Here is a 21,271-nt window from a genome sequence, read left to right on the forward strand (position 1 = left end):
GACTCCCATCTGCACGGAGGGCAAAAAGACCGTGAACCTGCGCGACAGGCTGCGCGGCCTGCTGGTCAGGCTGTACGCACGCCGGGTGGAAGGCCACCTGGACCACGCCCAGGTGCCCAAGCACATCGGCGTCATCATGGACGGCAACCGCCGCTGGGCCAAGGCCGCCGGATCCACCACCGCCCAGGGCCACCAGGCCGGCGCTCACAAGATCGAGGAGTTCCTCGGCTGGTGCAGCGAGACGGACGTCGAGGTCGTCACGCTCTGGCTGCTCTCGACGGACAACTTCGACCGCCCCCAGGAGGAGCTGGTCCCGCTCCTCGGCATCATCGAGGGCGTCGTGCGCACGCTCGCCGAGGACGGCCGCTGGCGCGTGCAGCACGTGGGCGCCACCGACATCCTCCCGGCGGGTCTGCGGAACACGCTCAAGGAGGCCGAGGAGGCCACCGCGGACCGCGGCGGAATAGTGGTCAACGTCGCGATCGGCTACGGCGGCCGCCAGGAGATCGCCGACGCCGTCCGCTCGATGCTGCTCGACGCCTCGGACAAGGGACAGTCGCTCGAGGACGTCGCCGACACCGTGACCGTCGACGCCATCGGCAAGCACCTCTACACCAAGGAGCAGCCCGACCCGGACCTGGTCATCCGCACCAGCGGCGAGCAGCGCCTGTCCGGCTTCATGCTCTGGCAGACGGCCCACTCCGAGTACTACTTCTGTGACGTCTTCTGGCCGGCCTTCCGCAAGGTCGACTTCCTGCGCGCGATGCGCGACTACGCGCTGCGGCACCGGCGTTTCGGGGGCTGACCACCGGTCCCTCGGGGACGTACGTCATCAGGAGTTAACGAACGCGCCGTCATGTGCTTTTGCATGGCGGCGCTTGTTCGAGGGAATAAGCCTTCCAAGTCGGTGCCCGCACCAAGGACACCGCATCTCAGCGGACGGCACGGGCTGTCCGCCCGGGAGGCCCTTTGCACCAGGACGACCGTACGCAGATGGGTACGGAAGACGACTTGGAGGGCCGGTTCTCGGCCCGCGCATCGCGGCCGACGACCGGCCCCGAAATCTCCGTCGCTCCCCGACCTCATCCGAGGGGGTACGTCCTTCCGTGGTGACCAGCAACAAGCGCCTTCCCAAGCCCGACCGGCGCACCTATGTTCTCGACACCAGCGTCCTGCTGGCCGATCCGAACTCCATGACCCGATTCGACGAACACGAAGTGGTACTTCCTGTCGTCGTGGTCACCGAGTTGGAGGCCAAGCGGAATCATCCGGAGCTGGGTTACTTCGCCAGGCAGGCACTGCGCCTGCTCGACGACTACCGGATCCGCCACGGACGCCTGGACGCGCCGATCCCCACCGGCGAACTGGGCGGCACCCTGCGCGTCGAGCTCAACCACTCCGACCCCAGCGTGCTGCCCTCGGGCTACCGCCTGGGTGACAACGACAGCCGCATTCTCGCGGTCGCCCGCAATCTGCAGGCCGAGGGGTACGACGTCACGGTCGTGTCGAAGGACCTGCCCCTGCGGATCAAGGCGTCCTCGGTGGGCCTCCTCGCCGAGGAGTACCGCGCCGAACTCGCCATCACGGACTCCGGCTGGACCGGCATGTCCGATCTCACGCTCCCCGCCGAGCAGGTCGACCTCCTCTTCGAAGAGGAGACCCTCTACGTTCCCGAGGCCGCCGACCTGCCCGTGCACACGGGCCTGACCATCCAGTCCGAGCGCGGCAAGGCGCTCGGCCGGGTCACGCCCGAGGGGAACGTCCGCCTGGTGCGCGGCGACCGCGACGCCTTCGGCCTCAAGGGCCGCAGCGCCGAGCAGCGGATCGCCCTGGACCTGCTGCTCGACCCGGACGTCGGGATCATCTCGATGGGCGGCCGGGCCGGCACCGGCAAGTCCGCGCTCGCGCTGTGCGCGGGCCTGGAGGCGGTCCTGGAGCGGCGCCAGCACCAGAAGGTGATGGTCTTCCGGCCGCTGTACGCGGTCGGCGGGCAGGAGCTCGGCTATCTGCCGGGCAGCGAGGCCGAGAAGATGGGGCCGTGGGCCCAGGCGGTCTTCGACACGCTCTCCGCCGTCACCTCGCGCGAGGTGATCGAGGAGGTCACGGCGCGCGGCATGCTGGAGGTGCTGCCGCTCACCCACATCAGGGGCCGCTCGCTGCACGACGCTTTCGTGATCGTGGACGAGGCCCAGTCCCTGGAGCGGAACGTCCTCCTGACGGTCCTTTCACGCATTGGGGCGAATTCGCGTGTCGTGCTCACCCACGACGTCGCGCAGCGCGACAACCTCCGGGTCGGCCGCTACGACGGGGTCGTCGCGGTCGTCGAGAAGCTGAAGGGACATCCGCTCTTCGCGCACGTCACGCTCACCCGATCGGAAAGGTCGCAGATCGCGGCCCTGGTGACCGAAATGCTGGAGGACGGTCAGATCTAGCCCGTATGGGGGTTGTTCGTCCGAATTGGCGCCGTTCGGCAAAGCTGGAGAGCTTAGCCGGGCGGCGTCGCGGCGCGTGCTCGTTTCCGTAAATCCCGTGGAGCAAACGGGGTGTGACCTTTCACACGCGGTGGGGAATTGCCTTGCCAGGCTCCGATACGGCAGAGTCACGGTCCTGTCAGGCCCCGCATACGACACTTGCGTGCCCCCAGCGGTACGAAACAACAGCAGCACCCGCTGCACCTGAACTACATAGAGGCCGTCGTATGCCGCCCGAGCACCACGCGGCGCTCCCGTCACGGGAGTTGTCCACCGGGCCCGTGTCTCCCGTGACCCCGCAGTTGGGAGACCAGTGCCAGGGGCACGATTGCGTCCGCGACGGTCACACTCAAGCGGGCGATGCTGGAAGGAAACCGTGTGAGCCGGATTTCGGTCCGGGGATTCGCAGTGGCCTCGGCCACCGCGGTCACCACAGTCGGCGCCGTCGTGGGTGTTGCCTCGGGCAGCACTGGTCAGCCCTCTCAGGAGGCTGAGGCCACGGCGAGCGACTCGACCCTCCTCGCAGACATCCCTGCCGGTCAGCAGGCGCAGGTCCAGACCTCGTCGCTGAAGCAGCAGGCGCAGACGCAGGCCATCGCGGCCGACACGGCTGCGCAGAAGTCCGCCGAGGAGTCCGCCCGGAAGCAGGCAGCCGAGGACGCGGTCGCCAAGCAGCAGGCCGCACAGGACGCCAAGGAGGCCAAGGAGAAGGCCGAGAAGGAGGCCAAGGAGCGGGAGGCAGCCAAGAAGGCAGCCGCCAGCCGCTCGGCCACCCGCGACGCCTCCGACTTCGCCACCCAGGCTTCGTACAGCGTCGCCCAGGTTCAGTCGATGGCCCGTCAGATGGTGCCGTCGGGTCAGTTCCAGTGCTTCAGCAACATCGTGGACCACGAGTCCAGCTGGAACTACAAGGCCACCAACGCCTCGTCCGGTGCCTACGGTCTCTTCCAGGCCCTGCCCGGAACCAAGATGTCGTCGGCCGGCGCCGACTGGCAGACCAACCCGGCCACGCAGATAAAGTGGGGCCTCGGTTACATGAACGACCGTTATGGCAGCCCTTGCGAGGCCTGGTCGTTCTGGCAGGCCAACAACTGGTACTGAGCTGCCAGTAGTTCGCAACCTCGCGAAGCCCCTCACCGTCTCACGGTGAGGGGCTTCGACGTTTTTACACGGTACGGTCGGTGCCAAAGGCTCAAAGAGGGACGGACAATGTCGCGAGTTCCCGGGTGGCTCGGCCGAGTCGGCGCCGGAATCAGCAAGATGGGCGAGCGCCTCGACGAGCGCCGCGCGGAGGCCGAGCGGGCCGAGGGGGACGTGCTGCCCGATCCGCCGCCGGGCAAGCCGGCCAGGGCGCCCGATCCCGCTCCCGACCCGGCGCCGGACGGACCGGGCCCCGACAAGGAACCCCCGCCCGAGCATGCCGCGGACCGCGTGCCCGCCCCGCCCGCGTACGCACCGGCGGTCTCGCCACGGCCCGAGCCGGCCGTCGCGCTGCCGTGGGGCCTGCGGGTCGCGGCCGAGGCGGGCTGGCGGTTCCTGGTGCTCGCCGGGACGCTCTGGATCCTGATGAAGGTCATCAGCTCGGTGCAGCTGGTGATCTTCGCGTTCGTCGCGGCGCTGCTCATCACCGCGCTGCTGCAGCCGACGGTGAAGCGCCTGATGCACCGCGGTGTGCCGCGCGGCCTCGCCACGGCGCTGACCGCGATCCTCGGCTTCGTCATCATGGGGCTCGTCGGCTGGTTCGTGGTCTGGCAGGTCCAGGAGAACATCGACCAGCTCTCCGAACAGGTCCAGGACGGCATCGACGATCTGCGCCGATGGCTGCTCAACAGCCCCTTCCACGTGACCGACGGCCAGATCAACAACATCGCCAAGTCGCTGCGCGACGCGGTCGGCGCGAACACGGACGAGATCACGTCGGCGGGCCTCGAAGGCGTCACCGTCATCGTCGAGGCGCTGACGGGCGTCCTCCTGACGATCTTCTCGACGCTGTTCCTGCTCTACGACGGCCGGCGCATCTGGGAGTGGACCCTGGGGCTCGTCCCCGCGCAGGCCCGTCCCGGCATCGCGGGCGCGGGCCCGCGCGCCTGGCGCACGCTCACCGCGTACGTCCGCGGCACGGTGATAGTGGCCCTGATCGACGCCATCTTCATCGGTCTCGGCATCTTCTTCCTGGGCGTGCCCATGGCGGTGCCGCTCGCCGTCTTCATCTTCCTGTTCGCGTTCATCCCGCTGGTCGGCGCGGTCGTCTCCGGCGCGCTCGCGGTGGTCGTCGCGCTGGTGACCCAGGGCGTGTTCGTGGCCGTGATGACGCTGGTCGTGGTGCTGGCGGTGCAGCAGATCGAGGGCCACATCCTGCAGCCCTTCATCCTGGGCCGCGCGGTCCGCGTCCACCCCCTGGCCGTCGTCCTGGCGGTCGCCGCGGGCGGCATGGTCTCCGGCATCGGCGGAGCGGTGGTGGCGGTGCCGCTGGTGGCGGTGACGAACACGGTGGTCGTCTACCTGCGGGCGTACTCCCGCGAGGCAACCGTCAGACAGTCCCCGGAACCACGGGGCGCGACGGCGGTCGACTCAAGCCCGGCCGGCAAATAAAGCCCCTGCGGCGATTGAGCAGGCGGTGCCGTGGCTGAGGCCTCGGGGCTCTGCCCCGGACCCCGCTGCTCAATCGCCGCAGGGGCTTGAATTGTCCCGCTTACGCCAAGACGTCTTCCGCGTCGAGCGTGACGCCGACCGCCTGGATCACCGAGGCGATCTTGAAGGCCTCCTGGACGACCTCACGGTCGACCCCGGCCTTGCGGAGCACCTGCTCGTGCGAGTCGAGGCACATCCCGCAGCCGTTGATCGCGGAGACCGCGAAGGACCACAGCTCGAAGTCGACCTTGTCGACGCCCGGGTTGCCGATGACGTTCATCCGCAGACCCGCGCGCATCGTCCCGTACTCGTTGTCCGAGAGCAGGTGACGCGTGCGGTAGAAGACGTTGTTCATCGACATGACGGCGGCAGCCGACTTCGCGGCGGTGTACGCCTCGGGCGACAGGTTCGCCTTCGCCTCGGGCTCCAGCTCGCGCAGCACGCGCGGGGACCGGGACGCGATGGCGGTCGCGAGGACCGTGCCCCACAGCTGCTGGGCCGGCAGGTCCGAGTTGCCGATGACCGAGCCCAGGTTGAGCTTCAGGTCCTTGGCGTAGTCCGGAACGGCGGACTTCAGCTCATCGAGGGCCATGCTCACTCACCGGCCAGCAGCGCGACGGGGTCGAGGGTGTCCTCGCCCTGGCTCCAGTTGCACGGGCACAGCTCGTCCGTCTGGAGGGCGTCGAGGACCCGCAGGACCTCCTTGGGGTTACGGCCGACGCTGCCGGCGGTCACCATCGTGAACTGGATCTCGTTGTTCTGGTCGACGATGAAGACGGCGCGCTGCGCGAAGCCGTCCTCGCCCTCGATGCCGAGGTCACGCATGAGCTCGTGCTTCGAGTCGGCCATCATCGGGAAGGGCAGGTCCGTCAGGTCCGGGTGGTCCTTGCGCCAGGCGTGGTGCACGAACTCGGAGTCGCCGGAGAAGCCGAGGATCTGGGCGTCACGGTCGGCGAACTCCTCGTTCAGCTTGCCGAACGCGGCGATCTCGGTCGGGCACACGAAGGTGAAGTCCTTGGGCCACGCGAAGACGATCTTCCACTTGCCCTCGTAGGTCTTGTGGTTGATCTGCTCGAACTCAGAGCCCTTCTCCAGCGAGACACAGGCAGTCAGGTCGAACTCGGGGAACTTGTCACCGACAGTGAGCACACGAACTCCTTGCAGTAGGAGACATCCCTTTTGGGGCTGTTTCCATGGGTTGGACTGCTCAAGATCGTGGCACAGGGTGCATTGATTAAGGAAATAGCTAGACTCGGTCATGTTGATCGGAGGTGGCTATCAGTGGCCGTACAGAACGGAAAGCGCAGACAGCCCAGCCTGGCGCAGCTCAGGGCGTTCGCCGCGGTCGCGGAGCATCTGCACTTCCGGGACGCGGCGGCGGCGAACGGGATGAGTCAGCCCGCGCTGTCGGGCGCGGTCTCGGCCCTGGAGGAGACGCTCGGGGTGACCCTCCTCGAGCGTACGACGAGAAAAGTGCTGCTCTCGCCCGCCGGGGAGCGGATCGCGGTGCGGGCGAGGGCCGTGCTCGACGAGGTCGGCGCGCTCGTCGAGGAGGCCGAGGCGGTGCGGGCGCCGTTCACGGGGGCGCTGCGGCTCGGAGTGATCCCCACCGTGGCGCCGTACCTGCTGCCGACCGTGCTGCGGCTCGTCCACGACACGTATCCCGATCTGGACCTCCAGGTGCACGAGGAGCAGACGTCCTCGCTCCTCGAAGGACTGGCGGCGGGCCGGCTCGATCTGCTGCTGCTCGCCGTGCCGCTCGGGGTGCCGGGGGTGACCGAACTCCCGCTGTTCGACGAGGACTTCGTGCTGGTCACTCCGCTCGACCACTGGCTGGGCAGCCGGGAGGGGATCCCGCGCGAGGCGCTGCGCGAGCTGAACCTGCTGCTGCTCGACGAGGGGCACTGCCTGCGCGACCAGGCGCTCGACATCTGCCGGGAGGCGGGCCGCGACGACGCGCCCGTCGCCACGACCGCCGCCGGACTGTCCACACTCGTCCAGCTGGTCGCGGGCGGCCTCGGGGTGACGCTGCTGCCGCGCACCGCCGTGTCCGTCGAGACCAGCCGCAGCAGCCAGTTGCTCACCGGGTACTTCGCGGAGCCCGCCCCCGCGCGCCGCGTGGCCTTCGCCATGCGGACGGGGGCGGCACGCTCCGCCGAGTACGAGGAGCTGGCCTCGGCCCTGCGAACCGCCTTGAAGGGCCTGCCGGTTCGCGTCCTCGGCGGCTGAGCCGACGATCGGCCGGTCACTCCGTGCGCAGGCCCTCCGCCCGCATCATGCGGTACAGCGGCGGAAGAGACAGGAGGGTCACCGCCGCGACGACGGCGGCCGCCACCCCGCTCAGCGGGAGGAACAGCAGCCAGTCGCTCACCGGCTTGCCGACCAGGCGCAGCATCAGCCAGCCGAGCGTCAGTCCGCCCGCCACGGCCACGACCATGCCCAGGGCCACCGGGACCGCCGTCTGCCACAGCACCGACCAGGCGAGCGTCGAGCGCTTCGTGCCGTAGGCGACGAGCACCGACAACAGCCGCTTGCGCTCACGGAGCTGCTCGATCTGCGAGACCAGCATCGACGCCGCGATGATCACCATCGTGAGGGCCGCCGCGGTGAACAGGGCCGTGCGGATGCTCGCGTACTCCTTGTCGCGGGTCGTCAGCTCGTACGTCCACACCTGCATGGCCGGGTCGACCGCGAACGCGGTGTTGCGGACCTGGTCCGCCGCGTCGGGCACGCTCTCGTCGATCTGGATCTGCGCCGTGGTCGACGCGGTGTGCAGGATCGCCGGGTCGAGGGCGCCCGGTGTGGCGAGGATGCCGCCGTAGTACTCGCCCGCCGGGTCCTTCCGGGCGTCGACGGTGCGCACGTCCCGGGGCAGCGACCAGTGCACCGGCTTCAGGTCGGTGCGGCCCGCGTCCTCGGGGTTGTCCACGACGAGCCGCCCGCCGGGCACGGCGACCTTCTCCAACTGCTCGTCGCTGTACGAGTCGTGCGAGCGGGTGACGCGGAAGACGTCGCCGTCCGAGCACGACGGCAGGTGGGCCAGCTCGCGCAGCGAGGGGCAGGAACCGACGGACAGCGAGACGGACGGGGCGTAGCCGTCCGCGTCCGGCTTGGCGCCCACCCGCTCGGCCGAGGAGCTGACCGTGCCGATGACCTTCCGTACGCCCTTGGTCGTCCGGAACTCCTGGACCATCCGGTCGGCCAGCGCGCCGCTCGGGAAGTCGGTGTTCGCGCCGATCTGGGCGCGTTGGGGGTCCTGGCCGGTCGCGCTGTTGAAGCTGTCGTTGATGCCGACGGTGAACATCTGCAGGGCGATGCCGCCGGCCACCGCGATGGTGATGCCGGAGACCGCGCGGGTGGCGCCGCTGCTGTTCAACTGGAGCCTGCGGGTCGCCAGTTGCCAGGGGACGGAGCCGCCCCGCAGCCGGCTCACGACGGCCTCCACCAGCCAGGGCAGGACCAGCACCATGCCGACGAGGGTCAGCAGGACACCTCCCGCGATCACGGCCATGTCCATCTGGGACGAGCCCTCGCCGAAACTGGACAGGAACAGGACCAGGACGCCCGCGACGGGGACGGGCAGCCGCCACCACAGCCTGCGGTGGCGCACCCGCCCGCCCCGCACGACACCGAGGGGTTCGATCGAGACGGAGCGCAGGGCGAACACCGTGACGGCGATCGCGGACAGCGGCACCGCGAGCAGCACCACCGCGGCGAGGACCGGCACCGGAGTGAAGTCGTCGGGGAACGCCGACAGGCGCCACACCTCGACGTGGGCGAACACCTGCCGGCCCGCGTAGAAGGCGAGCAGGCCGAACGCCAGGCCGATGAGCGTGCCGAACAGTGCCTCACCGGCCGCCACCCAGCGCGTCATCCGCGCATCCGCGCCGACGAGCCGCAGCGCGGCGAGCCTGCGGTCGCGCCGCTCGCCGCCGAACCGCACGGCGGTCGCGATGAAGATGGCGATGGGGGCGAGCAGCACGACGCAGCCCAGCAGGATCAGCAGCACCAGGGCCGGGTCCAGCGGACTGTCGTCGCCCGCCTTCCCGAAGCCGTCGATGCGGGTGGCGCCGCGGTCCGTGCCGATGCTGTCGCTGCCCGCGTACAGGTACAGCTCGAAGGGGTCGCCCAGGCCGGCCTGCTGGATGGTGCCGACGTCGCGGAAGTCGTAGCGCTTCTTGAGCAGTTCGCCCTTGGGGGAGTCGAGGAGGTCGCGCAGCGCGGGCGAGACCAGCATCTCGCCGGGGCCGGGCAGCTTGTCGACGCCCGGCGGCAGGACGGGGTGCCCGCCCTCGCCGCGCAGCATGTGGCCGCCGACCGACAGATCCTTGTACGAGGAGCCAATGTCGATCGTGAGCAGCGTGCGGTCCGACGGCTTCTCGGCCTGCGCGGCGTAGTCGGGCACGCGGGCGTCGTAGCGGGCGTTGCGGGCGCTCGTGAAGTTCGGCACCGACGCGGCGCCGAGCAGCACGGCGACGCCGAGGCCGACGCCGAGCGCGGTGAGCAGCGTACGGATCCAGCCCTCGCGGCCGCCGGAGAAGCCGAAGCGGAGGCCGAGCGCGAGATCGCGCGCGCGGCCCGCGAGGCCGGGGCGGGTGGGCGGTGGCGGGGCCTGGACGGGCCGGTCGTCGAGGAGGGTCATCGGGCGAACTCCATGTCCCTGGCCTTGCCGTCCCGTACGACGATCTCGCGGTCGGAGTAGGCGGCGACCCGGGTCTCGTGGGTGACGAGGACGACGGCGGCGCCGGTGCTGCGGGCGGCGTCCGTGAGCAGCTCCATGACGCGCTCGCCGTTGAGCGAGTCCAGGGCGCCGGTCGGCTCGTCCGCGAACAGCACGCGCGGCCCCGTGACCAGGGAACGGGCGACGGCGACGCGCTGGCCCTGGCCGCCGGACACCTCGCCGGGCCGCTTGCCCGCGAGGTCGTCGACCTCCAGGCGCTCCAGCCACTCGGCGGCCCTGCGCTCGGCGTTCTTGCGCTTCACGCCGTTCAGCCGCAGCGGCAGCGCGACGTTCTCCACACACGTCAGCTCGGGGACGAGCTGGCCGAACTGGAACACGAAGCCGAACTCGCCGCGGCGCAGCGCGCTGCGCTCCGCGTCGGACATGGCGGTCAGCTCGCGGCCGTTGTACGTGATGGTGCCGGAGTCCGGCGTGACGATGCCGGCGAGGCAGTGCAGCAGCGTCGACTTGCCCGAGCCGGAGGGGCCCATGACGGCGACGACCTCGCCGGGGTGGACGGAGAAGGAGGCGCCGTCGAGCGCCGGGGTCGGTCCGTACGCCTTGTGCAGGTCGGCGGCGGCCAGCAGGGAACCGGCGGGCGCGATGGGGGAACTCATGAAGGTCGTACCTCCGCGGCGAGCTTGTCGAGGCGCGCGGCCGTCAGTTCCAGCCAGCGCAGGTCGGCTTCCAGGTGGAACAGGGCGTGGTCGCAGATGAGCTGGTCGGCGAGGTCGCCCTTGCGCTTGCGGTCCGTGAGGATGCGCATCAGGCGCAGGTGCTCGGCGCGCTGCGAGTCGAGCAGTTCGGTGGCGTCGCGCCGGGTCAGCAGGGCGAGGACGACCTTCGTGTAGAGGGTCGACTGGAGGTACGGCTCCGGCTTCTCCGGAGTCGCGAGCCACTGCCGCACGTCGGTGACGCCGGCTTCGGTGATCGCGTACCGCTTGCGCTCGGGGCCGTCGCCCGCCTCCACCCCGTCGACCTCGACGAGGCCGTTCTTCAGGAGGCGGGACATGGTCGAGTAGACCTGCCCGTAGTGCAGCGGCTTGTCGTGCCCGAACGTCTCGTCGAAGGTGCGCTTGAGGTCGTAACCGTGGCGGGGCCCGGATTCGAGCAGCCCGAGAAGAGTGTGGCCGATGGACATGCGAGTGACTATACACACCGTGTATACGCGGTGTGTATAGCTGGCCGAGAGAACGCCGCAGGGGCCTGAATCATCAAGCCCCTGCGGCGATTGAGCAGATCAGTCGGTTTCTTCGGCCGGCGGACGGCCCCGCTTCGGTATCGGCTTCGCCGAACCCGGCAGCCTGCCCGCCTCCGCCAGCGCCTTCCGCAACAGGAACTCGATCTGCGCGTTGGCCGAGCGCAGGTCGTCGCCCGCCCAGCGCGCGAGCGCGTCGTACACCGCGGGGTCGAGCCGCAGCAGGACCTGTTTGCGTGCCGGGCGGCGCTCGCGGTCGGGGGGCGGCGTCACTGGTAGAGCGTTCCGGTGTTCAGGACCGGCTGGGCGGCGCGGTCTCCGCAGAGCACGACCAGCAGGTTGCTCACCATGGTCGCCTTGCGCTCCTCGTCCAGTTCCACGAAGTCCTGCTCGGCGATCCGGGCGAGCGCGGCCTCGACCATGCCGACCGCTCCGTCGACGATCTGCCGGCGGGCCGCCACGACCGCGCCCGCCTGCTGGCGCTGGAGCATCGCCGAGGCGATCTCGGGGGCGTACGCGAGGTGCGTGAAGCGGGACTCGATGATCTGGACGCCGGCCGCCTCCACGCGCGCGTGGAGCTCCAGGGCGAGCTTCTCCGTGATCTCCTCCGCGTTGCCGCGCAGCGACAGGCCCTCCTCGTCGTGCGCGTCGTACGGGTACTCGATGGCGATGTGCCGGACCGCCGCCTCGGTCTGCGTCGAGACGAACTCCAGGAAGTCGTCGACCTCGAAGGTCGCCTGTGCCGTGTCCTCGACCTTCCAGACGACGACCGCGGCGAGCTCGATCGGGTTGCCGTACGCGTCGTTGACCTTCAGGACCGCCGTCTCGTGGTTGCGCACACGGGTCGAGATCTTGGTGCGCGAGGTCAGCGGGTTCACCCAGCGCAGGCCGTCCGTGCGGATCGTGCCCCGGTAGCGGCCGAAGAGCTGGACGACGCGGGCCTCGCCCGGCGCCACCATGTTCAGGCCCGCCATGGCGAAGACCGAGCAGATCGCGACCACGACGCCGATCGCGATGAGTGACGCCTTGGCGCCCGCCGAGTCGGTGGAGGAGGCGATCGCGATGAGGCCCGCGCCGACGATCAGGCCGACGAGGCCGAGCAGCAGGGCGAGTCCGCCGCCGATGCTGTGGGCCGTGAACTCGCGTACGTGCGCCTTGGGCATCTGCACGTCGGGAGTGTTCGGTGTGGCGTCCGTCTCGGACATGGCCGTCCCCGTTTCTCTGAGCTGGTCGTTCGTGGCTCGAATGCCCCGAACACGGTCTAGCAAAGTGATATCACTTTATCGCGTCCGGCAACCATCCGCACCCCTCACTCGTCGGTTCCCATGGGGCAGGTGCTGATTGTCACGTCCGATATGGCCGAATCAACGGAGATTCGACATAAGTGACGGGTTAGGTTCTTGAGCCGATTCAGCACGATCGTGAGTAGTGGGTACGTACTCGTAGACGTACGCGCACGGACAAGATGCGGAGCGACTGAGGTCATGGGCCGAGCGGAAGCGAGGAAGGCGCGCAAGCGCGCGGCGCGGCCGTCTGGTATACGCCGCTTCTTCACCTGGAAGAAGCTCCTGGGCACGTTCTTCGGACTCGTGCTGCTGTGCATGGGCACCTTCATCGTGCTGTATCTGGTGATCGACGTGCCCGAGGGCAACCCCGACGCCACGGTGCAGAGCAACGTCTACAAGTACAGCGACGGCTCGACGATGGCCCGCACCGGCAAGCTGAACCGCGAGAACGTGGACCTCGCCGAGGTGCCCCAGAAGGTCCAGCACGCCTTCGTCGCCGCCGAGAACAAGACGTTCTACACGGACAAGGGCGTGGACATGAAGGGCACCGCCCGCGGCGTGCTCAACACCGTCCTCGGCAAGGGCAAGCAGGGTGGTTCGACGATCACCCAGCAGTACGTGAAGAACTACTACCTGACGCAGGAACAGACCGTCTCCCGCAAGCTCAAGGAACTGGTCATCTCGCTGAAGGTGGACCAGAAGAAGTCCAAGGACGAGATCCTCGCCGGGTACATCAACACCAGCTACTACGGCCGCGGCGCCTGGGGCGTCCAGGCGGCGGCCCAGGCCTACTACGGCATCGACGCCAAGGACCTGGACGTGCAGCAGGGCGCGTACCTCGCAGCCCTGCTCCAGGCCCCCAACCAGTACGACTGGGCGATCGCCTCCGACACCGGCAAGCGGCTGGCGCAGGCGCGCTGGAACTACGTGCTCGACAACATGGTCGACATGAAGTGGCTGAGCGCGAGCGAGCGGCAGGGCATGACGTTCGACAAGCCGAAGCAGCCGAAGGCGGCCTCCGGGCTCCAGGGCCAGGAGGGGTACCTCTACCAGGCGGCCAGGGACGAGGTCATCAAGGAACTCAACCTCACCGAGGCACAGTTCGACGCCGGCGGCTACACGGTCACCCTCAACATCAACCGCAAGAAGCAGAAGCAGCTCGAGAAGTCGGTCGAGCAGCAGCTGAGCGACAACCTCGACCGCAAGCACAAGAAGGCCGACGCGCGCGTGCAGGCCGGCGCCGTCTCCGTCGACCCGAAGACCGGCAAGGTGCTCGCCCTGTACGGCGGCGAGGGGATCAACGAGCACTACGCCAGCAACGCGACCCGCACCGACTACCAGCCCGCCTCCACCTTCAAGCCGCTGATCCTCGCGGCCGCCCTGGAGAACGGGGCCACGACGCAGTCGGGTCAGAGCATCACCGCGGACACGATCTACGACGGCACCAGCAGGCGCCCGGCCGTCGACAACGGCGAGAAGGTCGGCTTCGCCCCGCCGAACGAGGACAAGAAGAGCTACGGCCCCGTCACCCTCCAAACCGCCATGAACAAGTCCATCAACTCCGTCTTCGCCCAGCTCGGCGTCGACGTCGGCATGGACAAGGTGATGGAGACGGCGAAGAAGCTCGGCATGGACTCCGCCGACCTCAAGCCGTACTACGCGCAGACCCTCGGCACCATGGGCGCGAGCCCGATGGAGATGGCCGGTGTCTACGCGACGCTCGACAACCACGGCAAGAAGGTCACCCCGCGGATCGTGAAGGCGGTGGCCAAGCAGGGCCAGGACGTCCCGCTCGACGACCCCGTGGGCGAGCAGGTCATCAGCCGCGGCGCCGCCGACTCCGTGACCTCCGTGCTGACCGGCGTGGTCGACGACGGTACGGCGAAGGCCTCGGTGCGCGACAACGCCGACCGCGAAGGCCAGCAGGTCGCGGGCAAGACCGGTACCTCCGACGACAACAAGTCGGCCTGGTTCACCGGGTACACGCCGGACCTCGTCACCTCGGTGGGCCTGTTCGGCGAGGGCGCGCAGGGCACGCCCGAGGCGAACGCGCACGTGTCCATGAAGGGGGCCGGCGGCCTGCCCCGCGTCGACGGCGGCAGCTTCCCGGCCCGGATCTGGGCGCAGTACACCTTCAACTCGTCCAGCGCCAACAGCGAGTTCGACCTGGACACCGACATGGGCAAGGCCGTCCAGCCCACGACGACCGCCCCGGCCACCCCGACCGAGGAGCCCTCGACCGACCCGACGCCGACCGAGACGCAGTCGGACTCCCCGACGCCGACCGAGTCGACGCCGAGCGACCCCCCGACGAGCGAGACCCCGCCCACGGAGCCGACCCAGACCCTCCCGATCCCGACCGACAGCCCGACCGAGACCTTCACGGGGGGCCCGGTCGAGCCCGAGGGCGGTGGCGGCGGGAACGGCGGCCAGGGCAGGAACTGACCGGCCCCCGGCGCTACTCGGGGGAGCCGAGCCAGGTGCGGGCCGCGCCCAGTAGGGCCCGCACCCCCAGCTCGATCGTCGGGTCCTGCAGCGGCGCGTACTGCGGCGAGTGGTTCACCGGGATCTCGGCGGGCAGTCCGCGCGAGGCGAGTGTCTGGGCGTCGAGGCCTGCGAAGGCGGCCGGGTCGGCGCCGCCGAAGTGCCAGAACACCGAGGGCGCGCCCAGCTCCGTGCCGAACAGGCCGAAGTCCTCGCTGCCGTTGATCGGGTGCGGCAGCACCAGCACGCCGTGCTCGCCGAGCGCCCCGCGCAGCCCGTCGATCGTCGTGGCGGTGGCCTCGTCGGTGTTCACCGTGACGGGGAACGAGCCGAGCGAGGTGAACTCCGGCTCCTTGGGCGAGCCCGAGGCCTCCGCCTCCGCCCGGACGATCCTGCGCACCGCGGCGATCACCCGCTCGCGCACCACCGGGTCCACCGAGCGGATGTTGAGCCGCAGTTCGGCCTCGTCCGCGATGATGTTCTCCTTCGTGCCGACGTGCATCGAGCCGACCGTCACGACGGCCGTCTGCGAGGCGCCGACCTCGCGCGAGACCACGGTCTGCAGCCGCATCACGACGGCCGCCGCGAGGACCACCGGGTCGACCGTCGACTCGGGCGTCGACCCGTGCCCGCCGCGCCCGAAGAGCCGGACGCGGTAGCTGTCGGAGGCCGCCATGACGGCTCCGGGGCGGGTCACCGCGACGCCCGTGGGGAACGGTCCGACGTGCTGCCCCAGACACACGTCCGGTGCCGGGAAACGCTCCGCGAACCCGTCGTCCAGCATGTCCCTGGCCCCGCGACCGATCTCCTCCGCGGGCTGGAACACGGCGACGACGGTGCCGCGCCAGGTGTCCCGCTCCGCCGCGAGCACCGCCGTCACACCGAGCAGACACGTGACGTGCATGTCGTGGCCGCAGGCGTGCATGACCGGTACGTCGTTGCCGTCGCGGTCGGTGCCGCGGGCCACGGACGCGTAGGGCAGGCCCGTGGCCTCCAGGACGGGCAGGCCGTCCATGTCGGCGCGGAGCAGCACGGTGGGGCCCTCGCCGCTGCGGAGCACCCCGACGACGCCCGTGCCGCCGACGCCCTCGGTCACCTCCCAGCCGCCCTGTTCGCGCAGCCGGGCGGCGACGATCCCGGCGGTGCGGGTCTCCTGGAGGGAGAGCTCGGGGTGGGCGTGCAGGTCCCGGTAGAGCTCGCGCAGGGACGGCAGCAGGCTGTCGAGGGTGGTGCCGGTCATCGGGCCTCTCCTTGTACGGGTACGGGGGTGGACTCGGGCTCGTCGGGCAGCCGCAGCGCCCGACGGAAGCTCAGTGTGGTCTGCGGGGTGACGCAGGCGAGGAACGCGGCGAGCACCGCGCCGACGACGAGGAAGCCGAACGCGGCGCCGAACCCGGCCGAGTCCGCCAGCATCCCCATCGCGGTCGGCGCGACGACCCCGCCGGCCTGCCCGCCGAACGTGATCAACCCGGCCGCCGCGCCGGTCAGTTCGGGCGGCAGGCTGCGCAGCGGCACCGCGAAGATCGGCATGTAGCCCAGCGAGGCGGACCCGATCGCCACCGTCATCCAGCCGACGAACGCGGCCGTGCCGGAGGCCGTCGCCATGAGGATCAGCGCGACTGAGGAGACCGCCATGGCGGGCACCACGATCTTGCGCTGGTTGCCCTCGAAGCGGTCCGCGAGCCGGCCGCCGACGATCACGGCGACCGTCGCCGCGCCCGCGGGCACGATCGCGAGCGCGCCCGCCGAGGTGAGCGCGAGCCCGCGCTCCTCGTTGAGGTACGAGGGCACCCAGGTGTTGAGGCCCCACACGATGATGTCGTAGCCGAAGAACATCCCGGCGAACGCCCACATCGTTCCCGAGCGCACCACGGTGCGGGTGGAGCCGGCAGACCGTGCCTCGGCCTGCGTCCGCTCCCGCTCCGGCAGCCACAGGCGCACGGCCGCGTACACGAAGACGCCGACGGCGGCGACGGTGAAGAACGCCGAGCGCCAGCCGAAGTGGGCGATCAGGGGTGCGGCGATCAGCGGGGCGACGATCGCGGCCACGGCGTTCGACGACTGCACGACGCCGTTGGCGCTCATCCGCTGGCCCTGAGTGGTCCGCTCGCTCACCGCCTTCATGGAGGCACCGGGGAAGATCCCCTCGGCGACACCGAACAGGAAGCGCACCACCAGCAGGATCGCGAACGAGCCCGCGAGACCGGTGAGCGCCGTGAACGCGGACCACAGGAGCAGCGCCCAGCAGGTGACGCGCTTGGCGCCGAACCGGTCGGCGAGCATGCCGCCGGGGATCTGGCAGACCGCGTACGCCACGAAGAACACCGAGACGGCCATGCCCTGCTGGGCGCGGCTGAGGTCGAATTCGTGGCCGATCGAGGGGAGGGCCAGATTGATGACCAGCCGGTCGATGTAGTCGATCAGCCAGGCGGTGAAGAGCAGCGTGACCGTGATCTTCGCGCCCCTGTCGAGGCGCTCACGGCGCACTGGGGACGCTTGGTCGGGGCCTTGCGAGGGTGGGGCCACAGGCACTCCTTCTAGAGTGGGCGTGCTGGTGTGGGGAGCGGCTCGGAAGTGGGGACAGAATCCGGCCGCCGTGCGGGAAGGGGCCGCAATTGCTGGAAAACGGCGTGGCACTCGGTCTCCTGCCGGAATCCGCCGCCTTCGAGGAGGCCGATCTCGCCCTGATCGACGCCCTGCAGACCGATCCGCGCGCCCCGTGGAGCCGGGTCGGGCCGGCCGTCGGCATCGACGCGACGACCGCGGCCCGCCGCTGGGCGCGCCTCGAACGGGCGGGCCTCGCGTGGGTGACGGCGTACGCGGGACCGGCGACGGCCACCGTCGGGTACGTCGAAGTGACCTGCACACCGGGTGAGTTGGAGGAGCTGAGCGACCGTCTGGTGCGGCTCCCGTGGGTGTTCAGCGCCGAGCACGTGGTCGGCGACTACGACCTGCTGCTGTCCGTCGCGGCGCCCGACCTGCCCTCGCTCGGCCGCCGCGTCAGCGACGACCTGGGCCGGCTGCCGGGCGTGCGCGGCACCCGGACCCGGCTGAGCATGCGGCTCTACCAGGAGGGCGGCGGCTGGAAGGTGCGCGCCCTCGACCCGGCGGGGCGGGCGCGGCTCGGCGCGGCGGGGACCGCGCCGGGCGCCCCGTCGCGCCCGTTCCGGCCCCGTGACGAGGTCGACCTGGCGCTCCTTCGCGCACTCGGCGCCAACGGGCGTGCCGGGTACGCCGAGTTGGCGCAGGCCCTCGGTGTCGGCGAGTCGACCGTGCGCCGCCGCCTCGCGCGCGAGGTGCGCGACCGCGAGATCCTGCTGCGCTGCGATCTCGCCCAGCAGCTGGCGGGCTGGCCGGCGCTCGCCACGTACCGGGCGACCGTCCCGCACGGCGAACTCGACCGCACCGGCGCGGCCCTCGCCCGCCTCCCGCAGACACGCCTGTGCACCTCGGTCACCGGCTCCTGCAATCTGCTCTTCTCCGTCTGGCTCCGCGACCTCGACGGCATGGCGACCCTGGAGGCCCACCTGGACGAGCGCTTCCCCGCCCTGCGCGTCGAGGACCGCACGGTGACGCTGCGCACCGTGAAGCGGATGGGGCGGATCCTCGACGACTGGGGGCGGGCCACCGGATACGTACCGGTGGGGTTCTAGACCCTCACGCCCCGCCCGGCCGCGGGTGCGCCGCGCGCCACGCGGCCATCGACGCGTCCCACCCGTCCCCGGACAGCGCCGTCAGCGACGCCGGGAAGAGGCCGTCCTCCTCCTTGGCGATGTGCCGGTGCAGCTCGTCCGTCTCGTCCTTCAGGCGCTGTACGTCGCCGGGGTCCGTGAGGTCGAGCGTGGGCAGCAGCGCCCCGAGGTCGCGGTGCTCGGCGACCAGCGCGTCGATGTAGTCCGCGTACTCCGGATCGTCCCGCATTACCGTGAACAGGCCGTCCTCCTCGCCCTTCCAGTGCGAGGCGAGCTCCTTCGCCATGGTGTCCACGAGCGTGCGGGCCGCCGCCACGTCGCCGCGATCGAGGGCCCGCAGCGCGTCCCCGGCGGCGTCGGTGACCCGCTCGTGCTCGGCGATGAACTCCTTGATGAGCGGGATCTCACGACATCCGCAGTAGTGGCACATGCCCCATATTTACGGCACCGGGAGCTCGAACCAGACGACCTTGCCCGTGGACAGGCGCGTCGCACTCCACCGCCTGGCGAGACGGTTCACCAGGTAGAGCCCACGGCCGCCCTCGTCCGTCGCCCGCGCCTGCCGCAGCCGCGGCAACTGCGGCACGTCGTCGCCCACTTCGCAGCGCAGCACGTCGGTCCGCAGCAGTCGCAGCGTCACCGGACGCGTGGCGTAGCGCACCGCGTTCGTCACGACCTCGCTCACCAGGAGCTCCACCGAGTCCGTGAGCTCCTCCAGGCCCCAGCGGTCCAGGGCGCTGCGGGCCAGCCTGCGGGCCCGGCCCGGCGCCGCGTCCTCCGGCTCCAGGGTCCAGTACGCGACATCGCTCGGCGCGATCCCGTCGAACCGGGCGGCGAGCAGCGCGATGTCGTCGTCCCGGTCGCCGGGGCCGAGCATGTCCAGGACCTCGTCGCACAGCGCCTCCAGGGGCGGCGGATGGTCCGGTCCCGTCAACTGGGCGGTGGCGGCGAGCCGTTCACGCAGCTGCTCTATGCCGGTCCACACGTCCCGCAGCCGGGACTCGACGAGCCCGTCCGTGTACAGGAGCAGCGTGGCGCCCGCCGGGGCGTCCAGCTCGACCGCCTCGAAGTCGACGCCGCCGACGCCGATCGGCGCGCCCGGCGGCACCCGCAGCACCTCGGAGCGTCCGCCCAGGTGCAGCAGGACGGGCGGCGGATGCCCGGCGTTGGCGATGGTGATGCGGTGCGCCACGGGGTCGTACACGGCGTACATGCACGTCGCCATGCGGTCGCTGCCGAGCCGCTGGGCCTGTTCGTCGAGGTGGTGCAGGACCTCCTGCGGGGGCAGGTCGAGTCCGGCGAGGGTCTGCGCGGTCGTGCGCAGCTGGCCCATGATCGCGGCCGAGGTCATCGAGTGGCCCATGACGTCGCCGACGACGAGCGCGACCCGGCTGCCCGGCAGCGGAATCGCGTCGTACCAGTCGCCGCCGACCCGCGCCGTCTCCGCCGCCGGCAGATAGCGCGAGGCGAGCCGAACCCCGGTCGGGTGCGGCAGGTTCTCCGGCAGCATCGTGCGCTGCAGTTCGTCCGCGATGTACGCCTCGCGCCCGTACAGCACCGCCTTGTCGATGCCGAGCGCGCTGTGCGTCGCCAGCTGGCCGGCGACCAGCAGGTCGTCGGCGTCGAACGCGAACCGGTCGGGGCGGCGCAGGAACACCGCGGCCCCGATCACCCGCCGCCGCCCCCGCAGGGGAGCGAGGATCGCGCGCTGGCCGCTCGGCAGGGCGCGCTCCGTGCCGAGCAGTTCGGGCAGCGCGGCGAGCGCGGCGGGCGAGTCCGCGAACACGGGCCGCACACCGCGCAGCACCTCGGCGAGCGCGCCGCCGGGGCGCACCTCGCACAGTTCGGAGCTCCCCGCCGTCAGTTCGAGCTGCGGGGTGGCCGGGACCACGGGCCCCGGCCCTTCCGTCTCCGCGTCGGAACCGGTGTCGGTGGAGTCCGGGATCCGGTCGCTGCGGCGCAGGCGCAGCACCATGGGGCCGGTCGGCCGCTCGTCGCCCACCGGCAGCGGCTCGCGCAGATATACGAGGATCGCGTCGGAGAACGTCGGGACGGTCGCCCGGCACAGGCCCATCACGATCTCGTCGAGGTCGAGTCCGCGGGCGATCCGCCGGGTCGCGGCGCCGACGAAGCGCAGCCGGTCGCCGTCCCGCCGCATCGCCGTCGGCTGCCCGGCGGGGCGCGGCTGCCCGGTGCGGCGGTCCGGCCCGTCGGGCGGTCCGGGGCGCACCGGCTCGGGTGAGGGGGCCACGGGCTGCGCGTGCTCGGGGTCCGCGGCGGGACCCGCGGATCCGGCGGCGCGCCGCGGCTGTTCCGGTAAGCCGCCGGAGCTCTGGGCGGAGGCCTCGCCGGGGGCGGCGGAGGTCTCGGGGGTATGCCGAAGCGCCCCGCGGGCATCGGCGGGGCGGGCCGCCGTGCCGTGGTGGCGGCCTTCGTGGGAGGTGGGGTACTCCGTCACGCGTGTCGATTCCGTCCGTCCGGGGCTGCGCGCCGTGTCACTGGCCAATACGCCGGCAGTTGAGGTCGGGGGTGGCGCCGCTACCAGTGACCTGCGGCGTGTCCCGCAGGGGACCGGATACCCGGAACCCGTGCCCGGGGAACGGAATCCGTGCAGGCGTCCGTGCAAGGGGCCGGTGGACAGCGGCGCCCGCGGCCCCGACGGTCGACTCGTCCCTGCCCGTCCACTGCGTCGTTCCACCCACGTTCACGGTCCAGCCGCCCCTCGATGACCTCGTTGACATCGTGTCAGACCTGTTGTGCGTGCCAAGAGTTGTCCGTAGAACCCGCAC

General features: G+C 70.8%; 18 protein-coding genes. 7 read left to right on the top strand and 11 right to left on the bottom strand.

What is annotated here, in order from left to right; genetic code table 11:
• Nucleotides 1-31: 31 nt before the first annotated feature.
• The 4 genes from ACY34M_RS09670 (at nt 32) to ACY34M_RS09685 (ending at nt 5,063) form a co-directional block, all read left to right on the top strand.
• A complete protein-coding gene (locus ACY34M_RS09670; RefSeq protein ID WP_462716004.1) occupies nt 32-805 on the top strand; it encodes an isoprenyl transferase in 774 nt (257 codons plus the stop codon).
• Between the two features lie 301 nt (nt 806-1,106).
• A complete protein-coding gene (locus tag ACY34M_RS09675; RefSeq protein WP_462716003.1) occupies nt 1,107-2,432 on the top strand; it encodes a PhoH family protein in 1,326 nt (441 codons plus the stop codon).
• Between the two features lie 417 nt (nt 2,433-2,849).
• Complete coding sequence (locus ACY34M_RS09680) at nt 2,850-3,572, top strand: aggregation-promoting factor C-terminal-like domain-containing protein (RefSeq protein WP_462716002.1); 723 nt, start codon at nt 2,850-2,852, stop codon at nt 3,570-3,572.
• 108 nt (nt 3,573-3,680) lie between these two features.
• The gene (locus tag ACY34M_RS09685) at nt 3,681-5,063 is read left to right on the top strand and encodes an AI-2E family transporter (RefSeq protein WP_462716001.1); all 1,383 of its coding nucleotides are present in this window, start codon (nt 3,681-3,683) and stop codon (nt 5,061-5,063) included.
• Between the two features lie 100 nt (nt 5,064-5,163).
• Here the strand turns inward: ACY34M_RS09685 and ACY34M_RS09690 are convergent, their stop codons facing one another.
• Both ACY34M_RS09690 and ACY34M_RS09695 read right to left on the bottom strand, forming a co-directional pair.
• On the bottom strand, nt 5,164-5,694 hold the full coding sequence (locus ACY34M_RS09690; protein ID WP_462716000.1) for an alkyl hydroperoxide reductase: 531 nt from the start codon (nt 5,692-5,694) through the stop codon (nt 5,164-5,166).
• A 2-nt stretch (nt 5,695-5,696) separates the two neighbouring features.
• Nucleotides 5,697-6,251, bottom strand: a complete 555-nt coding sequence (locus tag ACY34M_RS09695) for a peroxiredoxin (protein ID WP_399227668.1) — start codon at nt 6,249-6,251, stop codon at nt 5,697-5,699.
• A 132-nt stretch (nt 6,252-6,383) separates the two neighbouring features.
• Between ACY34M_RS09695 and ACY34M_RS09700 the strand changes: the two genes are divergently transcribed.
• Nucleotides 6,384-7,331, top strand: coding sequence for a LysR substrate-binding domain-containing protein (locus tag ACY34M_RS09700; RefSeq protein WP_462715999.1), 948 nt, complete (start codon nt 6,384-6,386; stop codon nt 7,329-7,331).
• Nucleotides 7,332-7,347: 16 nt separating this feature from the next.
• Here ACY34M_RS09700 and ACY34M_RS09705 read toward each other — a convergent pair whose 3' ends face one another.
• The 5 genes from ACY34M_RS09705 to ACY34M_RS09725 all read right to left on the bottom strand — a co-directional run bounded on the left by ACY34M_RS09705 (nt 7,348) and on the right by ACY34M_RS09725 (nt 12,225).
• Nucleotides 7,348-9,744 carry an ABC transporter permease gene (locus ACY34M_RS09705; protein ID WP_462715998.1) on the bottom strand — a complete coding sequence of 799 codons (2,397 nt, stop codon included), beginning with the start codon at nt 9,742-9,744 and terminating at the stop codon, nt 7,348-7,350.
• The gene (locus ACY34M_RS09710) at nt 9,741-10,439 is read right to left on the bottom strand and encodes an ABC transporter ATP-binding protein (protein ID WP_462715997.1); all 699 of its coding nucleotides are present in this window, start codon (nt 10,437-10,439) and stop codon (nt 9,741-9,743) included. The genes ACY34M_RS09705 and ACY34M_RS09710 overlap by 4 nt, the downstream gene beginning before the upstream one ends.
• On the bottom strand, nt 10,436-10,963 hold the full coding sequence (locus tag ACY34M_RS09715) for a PadR family transcriptional regulator (protein WP_462715996.1): 528 nt from the start codon (nt 10,961-10,963) through the stop codon (nt 10,436-10,438). The genes ACY34M_RS09710 and ACY34M_RS09715 overlap by 4 nt, the downstream gene beginning before the upstream one ends.
• Before the next feature lie 99 nt (nt 10,964-11,062).
• Nucleotides 11,063-11,293 carry a type II toxin-antitoxin system antitoxin gene (locus ACY34M_RS09720; RefSeq protein WP_462715995.1) on the bottom strand — a complete coding sequence of 77 codons (231 nt, stop codon included), beginning with the start codon at nt 11,291-11,293 and terminating at the stop codon, nt 11,063-11,065.
• Nucleotides 11,290-12,225, bottom strand: coding sequence for an SPFH domain-containing protein (locus tag ACY34M_RS09725; protein ID WP_462715994.1), 936 nt, complete (start codon nt 12,223-12,225; stop codon nt 11,290-11,292). Before ACY34M_RS09725 ends, ACY34M_RS09720 begins: the two co-directional genes overlap by 4 nt.
• Nucleotides 12,226-12,504: 279 nt before the next feature.
• On the opposite strand from ACY34M_RS09725, the gene ACY34M_RS09730 reads away from it, so the two are divergent.
• Entirely contained in the window at nt 12,505-14,751 is a 2,247-nt protein-coding gene (locus ACY34M_RS09730; protein ID WP_462715993.1) for a transglycosylase domain-containing protein, read from the top strand.
• 13 nt (nt 14,752-14,764) lie between these two features.
• Here the strand turns inward: ACY34M_RS09730 and ACY34M_RS09735 are convergent, their stop codons facing one another.
• Both ACY34M_RS09735 and ACY34M_RS09740 read right to left on the bottom strand, forming a co-directional pair.
• Nucleotides 14,765-16,030, bottom strand: coding sequence for an amidohydrolase (locus ACY34M_RS09735; protein ID WP_462715992.1), 1,266 nt, complete (start codon nt 16,028-16,030; stop codon nt 14,765-14,767).
• Entirely contained in the window at nt 16,027-17,277 is a 1,251-nt protein-coding gene (locus tag ACY34M_RS09740) for an MFS transporter (RefSeq protein WP_462715991.1), read from the bottom strand. Before ACY34M_RS09740 ends, ACY34M_RS09735 begins: the two co-directional genes overlap by 4 nt.
• Nucleotides 17,278-17,420: 143 nt before the next feature.
• Here ACY34M_RS09740 and ACY34M_RS09745 point away from each other — a divergent pair, with 143 nt between their 5' ends.
• Complete coding sequence (locus ACY34M_RS09745) at nt 17,421-18,443, top strand: Lrp/AsnC family transcriptional regulator (RefSeq protein ID WP_462715990.1); 1,023 nt, start codon at nt 17,421-17,423, stop codon at nt 18,441-18,443.
• A 4-nt stretch (nt 18,444-18,447) separates the two neighbouring features.
• Here ACY34M_RS09745 and ACY34M_RS09750 read toward each other — a convergent pair whose 3' ends face one another.
• Nucleotides 18,448-18,912: a hemerythrin domain-containing protein gene (locus ACY34M_RS09750; protein WP_462715989.1), complete on the bottom strand. Its 465-nt coding sequence runs from the start codon at nt 18,910-18,912 to the stop codon at nt 18,448-18,450.
• A gap of 9 nt (nt 18,913-18,921) precedes the next feature.
• Entirely contained in the window at nt 18,922-20,940 is a 2,019-nt protein-coding gene (locus tag ACY34M_RS09755; protein WP_462715988.1) for an ATP-binding SpoIIE family protein phosphatase, read from the bottom strand.
• Between the last annotated feature and the right edge of the window lie 331 nt (nt 20,941-21,271).

It is taken from the genome of Streptomyces sp. EDA2-14, assembly GCF_054963755.1.

Excerpts from the sequence above, each read along its gene's own strand:
- ACY34M_RS09705 (WP_462715998.1), bottom strand. The coding sequence starts at position 9,744 with ATGACCCTCCTCGACGACCGGCCCGTCCAGGCCCCGCCACCGCCCACC.
- ACY34M_RS09750 (WP_462715989.1), bottom strand. The coding sequence starts at position 18,912 with ATGTGCCACTACTGCGGATGTCGTGAGATCCCGCTCATCAAGGAGTTC.
- ACY34M_RS09715 (WP_462715996.1), bottom strand. The coding sequence starts at position 10,963 with ATGTCCATCGGCCACACTCTTCTCGGGCTGCTCGAATCCGGGCCCCGC.
- ACY34M_RS09730 (WP_462715993.1), top strand. The coding sequence starts at position 12,505 with ATGGGCCGAGCGGAAGCGAGGAAGGCGCGCAAGCGCGCGGCGCGGCCG.
- ACY34M_RS09685 (WP_462716001.1), top strand. The coding sequence starts at position 3,681 with ATGTCGCGAGTTCCCGGGTGGCTCGGCCGAGTCGGCGCCGGAATCAGC.
- ACY34M_RS09725 (WP_462715994.1), bottom strand. The coding sequence starts at position 12,225 with ATGTCCGAGACGGACGCCACACCGAACACTCCCGACGTGCAGATGCCC.
- ACY34M_RS09735 (WP_462715992.1), bottom strand. The coding sequence starts at position 16,030 with ATGACCGGCACCACCCTCGACAGCCTGCTGCCGTCCCTGCGCGAGCTC.
- ACY34M_RS09690 (WP_462716000.1), bottom strand. The coding sequence starts at position 5,694 with ATGGCCCTCGATGAGCTGAAGTCCGCCGTTCCGGACTACGCCAAGGAC.
- ACY34M_RS09710 (WP_462715997.1), bottom strand. The coding sequence starts at position 10,439 with ATGAGTTCCCCCATCGCGCCCGCCGGTTCCCTGCTGGCCGCCGCCGAC.